Below are 13,610 nucleotides of genomic sequence, written 5' to 3'. Positions count from 1 at the left end.
TTCCTCACTACTCGGAGAGTACAGCCTTCTTCATCCCGTTTACTATTGATCACTGATATTCCCTTTAAATACTTGCCTGGGCTGCGTCTATGTTCTCTTAATAACATTGTTATCAATAAATTAATAAATAGGTGATACATATAATATGTCAAGGGATCGATATGAGCGACCAAAACACATACATATACCGCTTGTGGAGCATCTGGGTTAAAACACCTATGCTTAAAGACAGTGATATACTAGTGGCATCAGCATGTCTACCACTGGTCAATCCCGGGTTATTCAAGGAGTTATCGAGGAACAGGATTGTATTACTAGCATGTCCCGAGGGAGAGCCGCCTGCCATCTATGGAAAACTAGCAAGCATTATCAGGAGCTCGAGACCTAGGAGTATTACGGTTGTGACTATAGATGGAAGCCCCATTGCTTCACCTTACATGCAAGTGCTAATGAGGCAGAGTACATACTTGGTGAGAAAATATCGAAGAAGCACTACGTGGTGGTTAATTCAAGCGAGCTCAAGGAGATAAGCCCTGACTCTATACGCATTGCAAGATATTTATCACTCGTCGACGAGCTGATTAAAGAGAAGCCAGAGATCCTTGAGAAGCTTAAGGGGCTCAGCATGGAGTACCAGAACTACTTAAGGATGAGAGGAAAGAACCGTGACTAAAACAATTATGGGTATTGCTAAATCCGGGAATACTACTGAGGAGATGAAGAGGCTCAGCGAGATAGAGGATGTTCCTGTTGAGAAGATCAGGGAGAGAATAGCTTCTGGTAGAATAGTTATTACTAGAAATATTAGACGTGAGAGTATAAGAACTACTGGGATAGGTGAGGGATTATATACAAAGGTGAACGTGAATATTGGGACAAGCGGCATGCTAGTAGATATTGAAATGGAGAAGAAGAAGGCTCGCATAGCCGTGAAATACGGTGCCGACACCATTATGGATCTAAGCACTGGGGGCAACCTAGATGAGATAAGGAGGATTCTCTTAAAAGAGGTTGAGCCACTACCACTGGGCACAGTCCCAGCGTATCAAGCATGGATTGAAGGCGTTAAGAAATACGGAGGCGTGAGCTTCCCGAGTGAGTGGTTTATCGAGTTTGTTGAGAGACAGTTGAGGGATGGAGTTGACTTCATGACCATTCACTCAGCGCTATCCCTTGAACTAGCTAGGAAAGCAGTTGCTAGCACACGAATAATGCCGATTGTGAGCCGGGGTGGGGCAATGCTTGCTGTCTGGATGTTGGAGAACAATGAGGAGAACCCGTTTAGGCAACACTGGGACTACTTATTAGAATTGTTCAGGGAGTATGATGCTGTTATAAGTATAGGGGACTCCCTAAGGCCGGGTACTATAATGGATCAACACGATGAGTTACAGGTAACCGAGTTGATAGAGATAGCCAGACAGGTGAAACATGCTAGAGAGCACGATGTACAAGTGATCGTCGAGGGACCCGGACACATGACGCTGGATCAGATCACTAGTAACATCACTTTAATGAAGAAACTAACTAATAAAGCCCCCTATTACGTCCTAGGACCACTGGTCACCGATATAGCTATGGGCTACGACCATATAGCCGCCGCCATAGGCGGCGCCATAGCTGCTGCTCATGGAGCAGACTTCCTCTGTTATCTAACACCAGCAGAACATCTAAGTCTCCCAACCATAGAGCAGGTCAGGGAGGGATTAGTGGCCACTAGGATCGCTGCACATGCAGGCGATATAGTGAAACTCGGCAAAAAAGCCTACCGTAGAGATGCTGAGCTAAGTGTTTTCAGAGCTAGGTTGGAATGGGATAAGGTACTTGAATACGCTTTCGATATTGAGAAGGCCAGAGAGATCTATACACAGTTCCCAGTATCCACTAGGGGTTGCAATATGTGTGGACAATACTGCGTCTTCCTATTGCTCGATAAGTTATTGAAAAAGCCAGCATTAAAACAGTGAGGGTATTGATGTAGTTTCAGGTATGAGGGTTTTAAGGTTTTTGTAGGTTCTTTAATGCCCTTCTAGCTCTCAGTGCTGTTGGGCATGCTAATGCTGTAGAGCTTATAAGCTTTTAAGGGCTGATAAATTCATTGAGTGATCCTTAGTTCCCAAGACCCATAACAGTCTGTGGAGAGGGAGCTAGGGGAAACCGTGGGCGGGAAACAGTAAAGAATTAAACAATAGTTGTTTTTCTAAATAACTCTAGGCATGTTAGCTCCCTGCTCTTACCTGTATCTTTATCAATTATCTTGAAGGAGGCTAGTTTATCCTCAAGCAGGCACACTAGCATCATGTATTCTAATGGTGTTGTCTCACTATCCCTCATGAATGATGGTATTGCATATATCTTTAACTCCGCGTTGTTTTTCCTAAACACATTGTTGATGAGACCGTAGATCCCTGAGAGGACTGGTGCATCTCTCTCTAGGTTGAATAAATTACCTGATAAACTCTCTGATACCACCTCTCTGAACAGCTTACTGGTTTTATCCATATAGGTGTAATCAATTACTATAGTATTCAACAAGGATTTTACACCAATTTCCATGAGGTGACCAGTAAGCCTTAGAATGTTCTCGAGAAGACCCACCTGGTATTTCTCAAGTATTATACGTGTTAACACACTGTTAAGCCGGTCCCCCAGGAACTCTGCATCTATCCCATCTAAATCATTGGAAACACATCTGAGAAACTCCTTGTATGCATTAATACTTATAAAAGGCGATACCTTCACTAGTACCTGTTTTGAATCAGCAGGTAGGTTAAGCCTGGATGCCTCGTCACCAGCCACCTTATCCACGCAGGCTTTAACTATTTCTGGAACATTATCTCTGACATCCTCTCTTTCGCCGCGAATAACATGTAGTATTGTGTCAGTAAGAATACTGTGTATATTCTCCCCAGCCCATGCCAACGTCCTAAAACTCGTCATGAAGTAATGGTAGTCGGCTGGGTCATTCTCTACTAGGAGCAGGGTCTTTAACTGATCCAAGTAACTCCTAATACTAGCTGGCACTAGTATAAACAATATGTTTGACTCAAGGAGGAGCCCTATAAGCAGGTATGTGAGGAGCGGGGCTGTAATGATCAACCTCTTTAAATAACCTTCAACCTTGTCGACAACTATCTCGACACTACCGGCTTTACCGATATTAAGGCAAACATCTTTTGAATCACTAGTTGCCTCGAGAGTACATATGATTCTATTTAAATCAGTGAAGGAAACCCTATCCTTTCTAACATCTCTTATGGTTTGTACTACACTTTCCACTAGATAGGCTATTTCACTAGACCTGCAGAAAACCCCTTTAATAGACTTACATATTTCACTGTATGGGTCAAAGTATTCTTTTAATTCCCCATACCTCGGTATAGGCGACTCGATTAACCTGAGAAGCGTTCCCTTACTAATTCCCTCTCCCTCACTAGACACCAGCTCGCCCACTAATTCTCTCGCCATATTCAATATCTCATTTAGAAGCGTTCTCCTGATAATATGTAATGAGTCCTCGTTGAGTAGTTCAAGTATTTTTTCAGTAAACAAATATGTGGCTGAGTGGTCATGGCCTGTATAGTCAATCGTAATGAGGACTGTATCTATCGATCTGCCCCTAATAATCGAGGTAAATGGCAAGAAGTGCCTTGAATGCTGTGTACCCTTCTCATATATCCTCGTAAATACCTTGGATGCAATATAATGATCCGTTAATTTCATTATATTGTTTATCCTACTGCTTTTGCCTGACTGGGAAAAGCCTATAAAGCCTACTATTAGCGGTCTGCCATTTCTCCGCTCTTCAGGCATGCACAGCATCCTCGCATTCATGAATTATTATTAAATTTTTTATAAATTATTAGAGCTGTCCAGGTATATTATAATTTAGTTGAGAGTGGCGACCATGGAGGACTGGGTTAAGAATACTGTAGCATTATCCCTCTTATCATTAATACTTGGAACAGCCTCGGTAATACTGTTGGGCAGGTACTCCATGTACATTGTCATGAGTCTCTCCATGTTAACACCAGGTATTATTAGTTTTACTCTCCTATTTCCATACCATCTCTCATCAGATATTACTGGGAGGGGTATACTGCCTAGAGGCAGCAGTGAGATCAAGCTATTTATAGCTTCATACCTTCCGATCTTAGTATTATACATACTACTCTTGCTAGGATACGGCCAGGATGCTGCTGCCATCCTTAGGGGATGGCTTATCCCTATCTTAATCATACCAGGCCTACTCATGGTTGTGTTAATGCTTCACTACGGGTTATATAAGCCTGTCACGCGTTTTCCAGTTAAAATACTGGTGGCATTTATAATATTACTGGTTGACACAACCATATGGGTTTACATAATACTGGCTGCAGGAATAGCCGTGGCCAGCTGTATTGAATTAGCTACACTATATCTACCCATCAATATTGAGGTATTTCGCCAACTAGTAATCGAGACATTATTTATAAGTGTACCAGCTGCTTCACTGGTTCTAGCATTAATAGATATAACCATGTATAGGAAGCAACGTATCAATCAGGTCTCGAAGCATGGGCCTCTTCTATATCTATATAGGAAATACTTGCTTTCAAAGATATTTACACGGTTAACCACGAGTCATTTAATAGTGCTACCCCATGGGCTCTACGATGACATCGTATTATTTGTAGAGAAATAGGGCTCTTCATGCCTCAGCCAATCATAATAGATGCCACCCTAGCATTTTTCAGAGATGCTATTTTCTTAACTAACTCATCCACCGTTTCCGTAATCTCCCTGAGTCTTTCAAGGGTTTCAGCTTCAGCATATAATCTTATCTTAGGCTCTGTACCACTGATCCTTATCAGTACCCATGAGCCATCATGGTACTCGAATCTATAGCCATCTACATTAATTATATTCGATGGCTCTCCAAGCCTGCCCTTCAACTCCTCCACCAGTTCCCTGTACACGTCTACCCTGACCTCGGGCGGGTCAAGCACGTAGCTTCTTCTATCCCATGGGTAGTCCGGTATTTTCTCCTCCTCGAGTATCTTTACGAGGGGCTTGCCTCTTTCAATAATTAATTTAACAAGTAAGGCTGCCTGCCTTACTCCATCAACCCATGTGCCCCATGAGGTATCAATTAACTTCCATGGCTCTCCAGCCATGATGACGTTGCTTGCTCCGAGTTCCTTAACTCTTTCATGGGTTTTACCGAGTATGTATCTCTCAAGTCTGCCGCCGGCTTCCTCAACAACCTCCTCAATCACTCTACCAGTGTCCACGCTAACTATCACTAGCCCCCTTCTCTCCTCCAAGAGTATTTTCGCGAACAATGCGAGCAATCTATCCTGTCGAATAAAGCCGGCATGGCGATCTAGGACTGCTAATCGGTCCGCATCGCCGTCATGCGCTAGAATCACCGCTGGCTCGACGCTACCGTAGAGTGGTAATAGTTTTTCAAGTACATCCTTCCTAGGTTCAGGAGGTCTTCCCGGGAAAAAGCCGTCTGGACTACAGTTTACGGTAATAGGTATCCCACCTAGTAATCTGGTGACTAATGGTGTTACATGGTATGATGCCCCATTAGCGCAGTCTATAACTACCTTGGGTTGCCAGGCTTTTTTAACCGGGGTAGATGACTCGACGAGGTCTTTAATATAGTTGTCTAATGGGAGAGGATCATGGTTGGATTTGGCGGACTTGTTCCATTCAACCGGCTTCAACGGTGTTGAGACCAGCTCCTCGATTTTCTTCTCCAGCTCACGTGTAAACTCATACCCCTCCACATCATAGAATTTAAACCCATTATACTCAGGGGGATTGTGACTGGCTGTCACACTGATACCTATACTCTTATATTTTAACCCGGCATATCCTGCCACAGGAGTTGGAGCTAGTCCAATGATGCTGGCATCTATTCCTCCAGCTGTTATCCCTGATACTAGCGCGTGAACCAGGACATGGCTAGTGGTCCTTGTATCATAGACTAAGTGGCTGGTATCCGACAACCCCAGCCTGCCGAGGCTGAGGCCTATCCTATATGCAAGGATGGGATCCAGTTCTTCAGGGTACTTCATTCGTATACCAGCTGTGCCAAACAACCTCATTATCAACAACCTCTATTACACTGAATTAATTCATTATTCTTCATTAAAAACCTGTTAATATATGGTATATTGGTAGTGAACCAGGTATGAGTATATATAGGCCTGGGAAGGATAAGAAACAGGTAATCGATAATATATTAAAAGACCTAGATCCATCTCTAAGAGAGATAGCAAGGGTCATCCTTGAAAACATGAGCCTTGAGGAGCTGGCTGAAGTAGATAGAGAGGAACTATATAAACGGTTAAAAAACCAGGCTAAGCAATGATTAGCTGATACGTGATCATAGGGTTTATTCCTGGATCTACTTAGTAGGTTTTTATAGTTGTTGGTGTTGGTTTATATTGTTTGATGCTGTTCCTCTGGTATTATTATTGCATATATTTTTGCCGTGTAGGTGTTTCATCTTCCCGAAACACCCGGGATAAGGGGGCGAGGCTGATTCGAGAAGACCGCAGGATCCTCAAGAACCCGAAGCACGGGTTCACCGGAGACAGGAATAGGGTGACATGCATGAATCTATTCCTTAAATCCCTTAATTCAAGATGTACGGGGCTCCGGTGTACCCGTGAACACCACAAGCCAAATGTAAACCCAAAAAGGGATGTAGGGGAACAAAAATGAAGGGATAAAACTAATTTATATCAAACCTATATGAGACCTGAACCCCTATTCTCCCATAACCATCGACATAACTGCCTTCTGGACGTGGAGCCTGTTTTCTGCTTCCTCGAAGTACAGACTCTTCTCATAGCTGTCTAGAACTTCGTCTGTTACCTCCTGTCCTCTATCAGCTGGTCCACAATGCATGTAGTATGGCTTACCAGCCTTCTCAAGCCTCTCCATGGTTACAATCCAGTTCTTGAATTTATCCTGGTATGCCTTAGCCCCATCCTTATCTACAACATTATTGTATGGTGGGAAGAAGCCTTTAGGGCTCCAGGCCTTCGGGTAGACTATTGTCGCACCTTCGAATGCTTCATCCATGTCGTGGACGATCTTGAACTCGCTTCCCCAGTGCTCGGCATATTTCTTAGCTATCTGCATTGCTTCATCCATTAACTCGAAGCCTGGTGGGTGGGCCACATACACGTCTGCACCAAGCAGTGCGAACATGCTTGCCACATCCTGTGGTACAGCCAATGGTTTCAGCCCACCGCTATATGCGTAGCTCACGACGACTTTTTTGCCTCTAAGATCCCTGGGCCAACCTAGTGCTTCAAGGGCTGCCTGTGCATCAGCTAGCGACTGGAATGGATGCCACACGTCATCCTCCATGTTTAACACTGGAATATCAGCCCACTTAGCGAATTCCCTTATTATTCTATGTCCACGCCCGATTACCCATTTAGCGGCATCACCATATATTCTTATAGCTATGCCGTCCCCATACCTGCTTAGAACCCTCGCTACATCACTTATAGCCTCCGTCTGATATGGTACCATGTCTTCAGGTAGTGTGGGGGCATAAACCTGGTCAGGACTAATATAGGTAGCCTGCCCGCCCAGCTGATACACACCAGTCTGGAAGCTATTCCTCGTCCTCAGGCTTTTATTATAGAATATCAGGTACAGCATCTTCCCTTCGAGCCAATTTACTTTTCTAACACCACTATGATACATCTGTTTCAACTCTTTCGCGGCCTGTAGAACCTTGAATATCGTGTCTATATCATAGTCATAGTTAGAGAGCCAATCCTTGCCTTTTAGATATCCAACGAACCAGGGTTTATGTCTTCCCATACCACTCTCACTTACCTAGATTTATTGATCCATAAGTATTATCTGGTTGAATTAATAAATTTTAATCATGAGAGCCCACAACCAGTGGGATAGATAACAGTGCCAGGGTTCCACACCTTGTCTCTCTAAGTAGCTTGTTCCCGCTTATCCCTGAAGGTTACGAATAAAAATGAATTAATGAGATTATGCACATCTAGGGGTAAGAAGGTGGTATGGTACAGACCTAAGCATAGCCATGATGACTAGTCCTGGACCTGATGAAGAGTTATAAGGATGGCCTGGATTACTCGGTTAAATAGTTGGCTGGGAACATTAATATACATTAATATTATGTTCGCTGCATGAATCAATACCGAGCCTCAGTGTGAACAGCTATGAGCGTTGAAACCATAAGAAGCTATGTCGGTGAAAATAGGGTTGTTATTTGTATTGGCACACGGAACCCAGCTAAAATCAGGGGGGTAACCAATGCATTTAAGAGGTTCTTCAACGAGGTTGAAGTTAAGTATATTAATCCATCAATCAATCTTGCACCACAACCAATAGGCCTGGAAAACGTTATAGATGGGGCTAGGAGAAGGGCTCTCCATGCCATGGATAAGCTCAGGGATTGTAGCTACGGTGTCGGCATCGAAGCTGGATGGGTACTAATCAATGGAGAATATTATGACTTGGAAACAGCATGGATTCAGAGATGGGATGGTGTGGGTTCGCTAGGATTCTCTCCAGCGTTTAAGATACCCAGGTTATTCGCTGAGAAAATACTTGATGGCAGTAGGAAGGAGCTGGAAGATGTAGTGAACGAATACTATGGCACCGAGAACATTGGAGATAGGGGAGGCTTTATAGGTGTGTTAACGAAGAACGTTGTCACCCGCTCTGATCTAAGCTATATGGCTACATTAATGGCTTTAATACCATTTATAAACGAGGACCTCTATATTAGGGGAAAAGATACACGGTAAAGCATAAACCAGGTGATGCCTAATATTCTATTAGTAACCATAGGTCACTCCATACTACAGCAATAATTATTTGTATCGTTGTTGATATAAGAGCTATCTTAAGCCATTCACTCCATGAAATCCCCATTTTTTCTCTCTCAGCCATAGAGACAGCAACTATGTTAGCTGTAGAACCTATCGGCGTATAGTTGCCTCCAAACACTCCACCATAGAGCAGGGAGAAGTACGATACCCTACTTAAACCCAGCTGGACGAGTACTTTAACAGGTTGCATTAATGTCACTATCACAGAGAGATTATCTAGTACACTACTTAACACTGCGGAGCTTATTAACAATATATTTGCAGTAATGGCGTTACCCTCAAAGCCGCTTAGACTCGAGACCGACGCGATAACGTATGCTATCTTCGCTATAGCACCAGTATAGCTAAGCGAGTATGATAGAATGAATAAGGCGATGAAGAACAGCATCGTCGGCCACTCTACAGCCGACTCAATCAACTTGTTTATGCTGGACGGATCAGTTATGAATATCGCCATTGCTATAGAGAAGAACGGGATGAAAGCCAGTAATGCATGTGGGTCAATGCTGACACCCGTAAGTATGCTCATTAAATTGGCAAGATGCTCGCTTGAGACTACCAGGGCAACGAAGAATATTAGTATAAAGACGCCTGTCTTAAAACGCTTGACCCCGATTCTGGAAACATCGATTGTTCTAGCAAGACTTAACTTGCTTATTAATTCCTTAGATTGTTTCAGTTCCTGGTCGAGCGCCTTTGTATAATCCCTCAACACTAGCTTGAAAAGTAGTACTAGAACCATAAGCTCCAGCAGTGATAACGTAAGGCATTTTACTATGAACTCGCTGACCGCTACATTTGCTGTAAATGCGATGTATACACCTATAGGGTTACCCACCGGTAGTGCTATGCTGCCAGTGTTTGTAGCGAGCACGGCGAATATTATTAACGGCTTTAAATCTATCCTCATTACCCTCTTAAGCTCTAGAACAACCATGACAGCATAGATGATGCTTGACACCTCGTCGAGAACCATGCTTAATACAGCTGAGAAAATACCGAGAAGCATAAGTAATCCAAGCGATGACTCACTCTTACTCAACAGTAAAATCGCGAGCCTATTGAAAACCCCTGTCTCCCTGAGTACACCTGCCAACGTCATTGAGCCTATGAGAAATAATAGTAGCCTCCAGTCAATAGCTTTAACCACCAGGTCCTGAGGCGGCACAATAGCACTCATCACCAGTATACCTATGCCCGAAATAGCGGCTGCTACACGCCACTCCATCTTTATGATCGTCACCACTATCACAGTAAAGAATATTGTTAACGTAATAGCTTGTGAAAGGTCAGCGTATTCACTATCTAAGTTTACTGGAGCACCCCTATATTCTGTTACAACCTCGGTTATTTTACTCCCGAGAGGCCCAGTTAAATGTACCATGCTCACAAACAGATATGACAAAAAAAATATTACAGCTATATAGATGGTAAGCTTAATCATGGTTTTCAAGACTATCACCATACTTTCTTCTAACAAATACCTTACCATAATTATTAAATTTATCTTATCTTTGTCACTAAATACTTCTAGAACCAGCCCATATATTATCAAAATATGAGAGGGCCTTAGAAACTATACTTGTACAATTAGTCTCTATTGACGCCTCATGGTTATTCATTAAAGCCGACTCAGTCCAGTTATGGCTACCAAGTATTACTGTGGAATTATCGATAATCACCATTTTAGTATGAGTTGTTATAGCTGAAGACTCATCTAGCCTTACAGGTATATTATTTGATAGAAGATAACGAATCGTTGTATCTTTATATGATTTATAGGTTTCATCATCCACAACTATTTTCACATCTACGCCTCTATTCTTTAACTTCTCCAGCGTTTCCAGTAGAATGTTTACAGGATCGCCCCTCTCATTTGGATCATATTTCACGACATACATCATTATGTATACACTTCTATTAGCGCCGCCCAGGGTCCTCAATACTGCGTCATAGTACTCTCTATCCAATAATAGATTGAGTGAACAAGTATTATTTACCATCAAACCACTTCCACCGGTTTGGAAATACCTTGAATAAACATACACACCTATAGACGCCCCGATAATCATCCCCAGTATGAAGACTATCAATAGGTTTGCAACGGCTCTCATGGGCCCACCCGATCCCTTTATTAACTATCTCTAGAAGTTTTAAATATTCGATGTAATCTTATCTTACTAGAAAAGGAGGTCTGATAATGTTTTACCGGTTTCAGAAGATATGCGGTAGGTTCAGGGAGATGTCCCTGTTTGCTTCAGTCCTTTCTAGGTGGTATGAGTGAAAGCAGTGGTGCTTGCTGGAGGACTTGGGACAAGACTTTACCCCTTAACCAAGATCACTCCTAAACCCATGATACCTCTAGCAGGCAAGCCTATATTAGAATACATTACAGAATGGCTACGTAAACACGGCGTTAAAGATATAATCATTGTGGCCCGCTACCTTGGTGACCAGATATTGGCATACTTTAAGGATCACTCATATGTTAGAGCCATGCTGCTTGATTCGAAGGATACAGCTGACGCTATAAGATTACTCGACGGCATCCTTGAAGAATCCTTTATAGTTACAATGGGTGATACATTATGTAATATTGTTTATAGAGAGATCTATGAATCACATGAGTCTTCAAACGCTGTTGCAACCATAGCGCTTAAACAGGTTGAAAACCCACTACCATACGGCATAGTCTATTTGAACGAGCAGGGGGATATACAGTTATTTATTGAGAAACCTCTATCCATAGAGGTATACTTGCTGAATATAGCATATTACAGGAGGAAGAGTTTATCGGCCTACGAGAACCTCATCAACACCGGGATATACGTGCTCAGCCAACACATACTTGAGATCCTCGAGAAGAACCCTGGTCTACTGGATTTTGGGAGGCATGTCTTCCCCTATTTGATTGAAAATGGATACAAGGTTAAAGGCTATATTTTGAAGCATAATGTGTACTGGAACGATGTTGGTAGACTGGAAACATATAGGAACGTGGCATGGGATCTCCTCGATGGTGAAATAGCTGGTTTTGAACCGGGAGCACCAAAGATCTCGCCCGGCATCTATATGCATGAATCCTCCCTGGTGAAGGGTGAGGTACATCCTCCAGTCTATATAGGTAGGAATGTCGTTATAGAGGATGATACGGTCATCGGACCCTACGTCATACTAGAGGATAACGTAAAAGTGGAACACGGATCTATTATACGGGAAAGCATCATATGGCATAACACTATAATTAGAAGGGGGTCGAAAATATATGATACAATAATAATGAACAATGTAGAGGTAGCCGAAAACACGAGAATGATGGCCTCAGTGATCGGCACGGGCAACCATGTAAGAGGGGATATTTCTAAGAAAAACATAGAGCCAGTAGAGGTGACGCCGCCTTATGCTTAAATACGTTGATGGAAGAATAACAGGAGAACCACTAGTCGATATCAAGCTAGATGATGTTGTCATGCTTGGAGCGGTATTTGGCTCGTTACTCGGTAAGAGATCACTGGTTGTAAGTGGAAGAGATGTCAGGCCTGTCTCCAGGATGTTTAAGAGGGCTTTAACGGCTGGACTAATGAGTGTTGGATGCGATATAATGGATTTCCACGAGGCTGTAAGCGGCGAGATCTCCTTCAGCATGAAGAGATTTGGAGCGAAAGGGGGTTTCAATATACATTTAAATCCTAGGAAACCCGGCTACATAACTATAAGACTCTATAAGGCTCCAGGTTACGAATTAGTTGGAAAAGAGATAATCGACATAATAGCACTAACACAGGGTAAAACCGAGGGTCAAGGGGTAGGTGAAATCGGATGGGTTAACTATGCCGAGTACATGCATGAACTATATACCTCAGCATTGATCAGCTTCATCAAGTCCGATGAGATCTCGGCCACAGGATTAAAGATTGTAGCAAGCCACGGATACGGTGCATCAGGAGAGATACTTGGAAGGCTCTTCTCACTACTAGAACTCGAGCACACATTGATGAGTAGTGGTAGGGGAAACATAGAAACATATCCATATATAAAAGAGATGAGTAAGATTGCGGCATCCACGAGGGCTTTAAAGTCTGATCTAGGCGTGGTATTCAATATAGATGCATCCGCGCTGGCTGTCTATATCAAGGATATAGGGTTCCTGCTACCTGAGGAGGTGCTTCTAGCAATATTAACCAGGTATCCAGTAAACAGTAATGTAGTTGTCGACACGTATGTCTTACCGGGAATAGTAGAATACATGATTAATAAGGGTTACCAGGTTAAAGTAGTTGAGAATGAAGAAAAGCTCATAGAAGTTGTTAGAAGAGAGAGGCCTGTTTTAGCATTGAATAGCAGAGGAGACTTTATAACTCCGTTGTTCAGCCTAGGGTATGATGCATTAATAGCATTCATGCAATTACTCGAGGCCTTCAGCATTCAAAGAAAGGAGGTATATGAGGAAGTAGCTAATGTTAGGAACCTCCTGTCCCACTCTCTAAAAGATGGGAAAGATGTATCAACTGCATGTAACAACAATCCTGAATGTATTAAGACATTATGGGGGTATAGAATACCCGGGGATAAAGTAATACGTACATACATCTATAGCCCGGAGATGGATTCGTATATAGAGTTCGTAGAGCAGTTGAGAAACCCATAAATGTTATCAATAACTTAATCAATATCGAATATAATATATTCGAATAGGTAATGCAAGCAACTAGATGAAATCAA

The 13,610-nt window shown here is 42.7% G+C and carries 13 protein-coding genes; 8 read left to right on the top strand and 5 right to left on the bottom strand.

The annotated features are described in order from the left end of the window. Nucleotides 1–161: 161 nt before the first annotated feature. From SPHMEL_RS01740 to thiC, 3 genes are read left to right on the top strand one after another with little or no spacing between them, the layout of a single operon-like run. Nucleotides 162–530: a hypothetical protein gene (locus SPHMEL_RS01740; protein ID WP_232216716.1), complete on the top strand. Its 369-nt coding sequence runs from the start codon at nt 162–164 to the stop codon at nt 528–530. Continuing rightward, on the top strand, nt 497–673 hold the full coding sequence (locus SPHMEL_RS07485; protein ID WP_232216715.1) for a restriction endonuclease subunit S domain-containing protein: 177 nt from the start codon (nt 497–499) through the stop codon (nt 671–673). Before SPHMEL_RS01740 ends, SPHMEL_RS07485 begins: the two co-directional genes overlap by 34 nt. A gap of 7 nt (nt 674–680) precedes the next feature. Beyond that, the gene (gene thiC, locus SPHMEL_RS01735; RefSeq protein ID WP_042667903.1) at nt 681–1,967 is read left to right on the top strand and encodes a phosphomethylpyrimidine synthase ThiC; all 1,287 of its coding nucleotides are present in this window, start codon (nt 681–683) and stop codon (nt 1,965–1,967) included. A gap of 214 nt (nt 1,968–2,181) precedes the next feature. Here the strand turns inward: thiC and SPHMEL_RS01730 are convergent, their stop codons facing one another. Then, nucleotides 2,182–3,813 (bottom strand): hypothetical protein, encoded by a 1,632-nt coding sequence (locus tag SPHMEL_RS01730; protein WP_042667025.1) that lies wholly within the window; start codon nt 3,811–3,813, stop codon nt 2,182–2,184. Between the two features lie 94 nt (nt 3,814–3,907). On the opposite strand from SPHMEL_RS01730, the gene SPHMEL_RS01725 reads away from it, so the two are divergent. Beyond that, nucleotides 3,908–4,684, top strand: a complete 777-nt coding sequence (locus SPHMEL_RS01725; RefSeq protein ID WP_042667024.1) for a hypothetical protein — start codon at nt 3,908–3,910, stop codon at nt 4,682–4,684. A gap of 13 nt (nt 4,685–4,697) precedes the next feature. Here SPHMEL_RS01725 and SPHMEL_RS01720 read toward each other — a convergent pair whose 3' ends face one another. Continuing rightward, nucleotides 4,698–6,098 carry a phosphohexomutase domain-containing protein gene (locus tag SPHMEL_RS01720; RefSeq protein ID WP_042667023.1) on the bottom strand — a complete coding sequence of 467 codons (1,401 nt, stop codon included), beginning with the start codon at nt 6,096–6,098 and terminating at the stop codon, nt 4,698–4,700. 86 nt (nt 6,099–6,184) lie between these two features. Here SPHMEL_RS01720 and SPHMEL_RS01715 point away from each other — a divergent pair, with 86 nt between their 5' ends. Next, nucleotides 6,185–6,364: a hypothetical protein gene (locus tag SPHMEL_RS01715; protein WP_012607789.1), complete on the top strand. Its 180-nt coding sequence runs from the start codon at nt 6,185–6,187 to the stop codon at nt 6,362–6,364. A 401-nt stretch (nt 6,365–6,765) separates the two neighbouring features. Here SPHMEL_RS01715 and SPHMEL_RS01710 read toward each other — a convergent pair whose 3' ends face one another. Further along, the gene (locus SPHMEL_RS01710) at nt 6,766–7,839 is read right to left on the bottom strand and encodes an ornithine carbamoyltransferase (RefSeq protein WP_012607788.1); all 1,074 of its coding nucleotides are present in this window, start codon (nt 7,837–7,839) and stop codon (nt 6,766–6,768) included. 374 nt (nt 7,840–8,213) lie between these two features. Between SPHMEL_RS01710 and yjjX the strand changes: the two genes are divergently transcribed. Continuing rightward, nucleotides 8,214–8,804, top strand: coding sequence for an inosine/xanthosine triphosphatase (gene yjjX, locus SPHMEL_RS01705; RefSeq protein ID WP_042667022.1), 591 nt, complete (start codon nt 8,214–8,216; stop codon nt 8,802–8,804). A gap of 19 nt (nt 8,805–8,823) precedes the next feature. On the opposite strand, the gene SPHMEL_RS01700 is transcribed toward yjjX, so the two are convergent. Both SPHMEL_RS01700 and SPHMEL_RS01695 read right to left on the bottom strand, forming a co-directional pair. Then, nucleotides 8,824–10,368 carry an ArsB/NhaD family transporter gene (locus SPHMEL_RS01700; protein ID WP_232216714.1) on the bottom strand — a complete coding sequence of 515 codons (1,545 nt, stop codon included), beginning with the start codon at nt 10,366–10,368 and terminating at the stop codon, nt 8,824–8,826. Nucleotides 10,369–10,408: 40 nt separating this feature from the next. Next, nucleotides 10,409–11,002 carry a phospholipase D-like domain-containing protein gene (locus SPHMEL_RS01695; protein ID WP_012607783.1) on the bottom strand — a complete coding sequence of 198 codons (594 nt, stop codon included), beginning with the start codon at nt 11,000–11,002 and terminating at the stop codon, nt 10,409–10,411. A 166-nt stretch (nt 11,003–11,168) separates the two neighbouring features. Here SPHMEL_RS01695 and SPHMEL_RS01690 point away from each other — a divergent pair, with 166 nt between their 5' ends. Both SPHMEL_RS01690 and SPHMEL_RS01685 read left to right on the top strand, forming a co-directional pair. Further along, nucleotides 11,169–12,296, top strand: a complete 1,128-nt coding sequence (locus SPHMEL_RS01690; protein ID WP_042667018.1) for a nucleotidyltransferase family protein — start codon at nt 11,169–11,171, stop codon at nt 12,294–12,296. Beyond that, nucleotides 12,289–13,536 (top strand): phosphohexomutase domain-containing protein, encoded by a 1,248-nt coding sequence (locus SPHMEL_RS01685; protein ID WP_042667016.1) that lies wholly within the window; start codon nt 12,289–12,291, stop codon nt 13,534–13,536. The genes SPHMEL_RS01690 and SPHMEL_RS01685 overlap by 8 nt, the downstream gene beginning before the upstream one ends. Nucleotides 13,537–13,610: the final 74 nt, after the last annotated feature.

The organism is Desulfurococcus amylolyticus Z-533, from assembly GCF_000513855.1.
Lineage (GTDB): Archaea > Thermoproteota > Thermoprotei_A > Sulfolobales > Desulfurococcaceae > Desulfurococcus > Desulfurococcus amylolyticus.
The sequence above is the reverse complement of the archived record's forward strand: the minus strand, read 5'-3'. Positions and strand labels throughout refer to the sequence as shown.

Coding starts and splice junctions, on each gene's coding strand:
- SPHMEL_RS01740 (WP_232216716.1), top strand. CDS start 162: ATGAGCGACCAAAACACATACATATACCGCTTGTGGAGCATCTGGGTT.
- thiC (WP_042667903.1), top strand. CDS start 681: ATGGGTATTGCTAAATCCGGGAATACTACTGAGGAGATGAAGAGGCTC.
- SPHMEL_RS01730 (WP_042667025.1), bottom strand. CDS start 3,813: ATGCCTGAAGAGCGGAGAAATGGCAGACCGCTAATAGTAGGCTTTATA.
- SPHMEL_RS01725 (WP_042667024.1), top strand. CDS start 3,908: ATGGAGGACTGGGTTAAGAATACTGTAGCATTATCCCTCTTATCATTA.
- SPHMEL_RS01720 (WP_042667023.1), bottom strand. CDS start 6,098: ATGAGGTTGTTTGGCACAGCTGGTATACGAATGAAGTACCCTGAAGAA.
- SPHMEL_RS01715 (WP_012607789.1), top strand. CDS start 6,185: ATGAGTATATATAGGCCTGGGAAGGATAAGAAACAGGTAATCGATAAT.
- SPHMEL_RS01710 (WP_012607788.1), bottom strand. CDS start 7,839: ATGGGAAGACATAAACCCTGGTTCGTTGGATATCTAAAAGGCAAGGAT.
- yjjX (WP_042667022.1), top strand. CDS start 8,214: ATGAGCGTTGAAACCATAAGAAGCTATGTCGGTGAAAATAGGGTTGTT.
- SPHMEL_RS01695 (WP_012607783.1), bottom strand. CDS start 11,002: ATGAGAGCCGTTGCAAACCTATTGATAGTCTTCATACTGGGGATGATT.
- SPHMEL_RS01685 (WP_042667016.1), top strand. CDS start 12,289: ATGCTTAAATACGTTGATGGAAGAATAACAGGAGAACCACTAGTCGAT.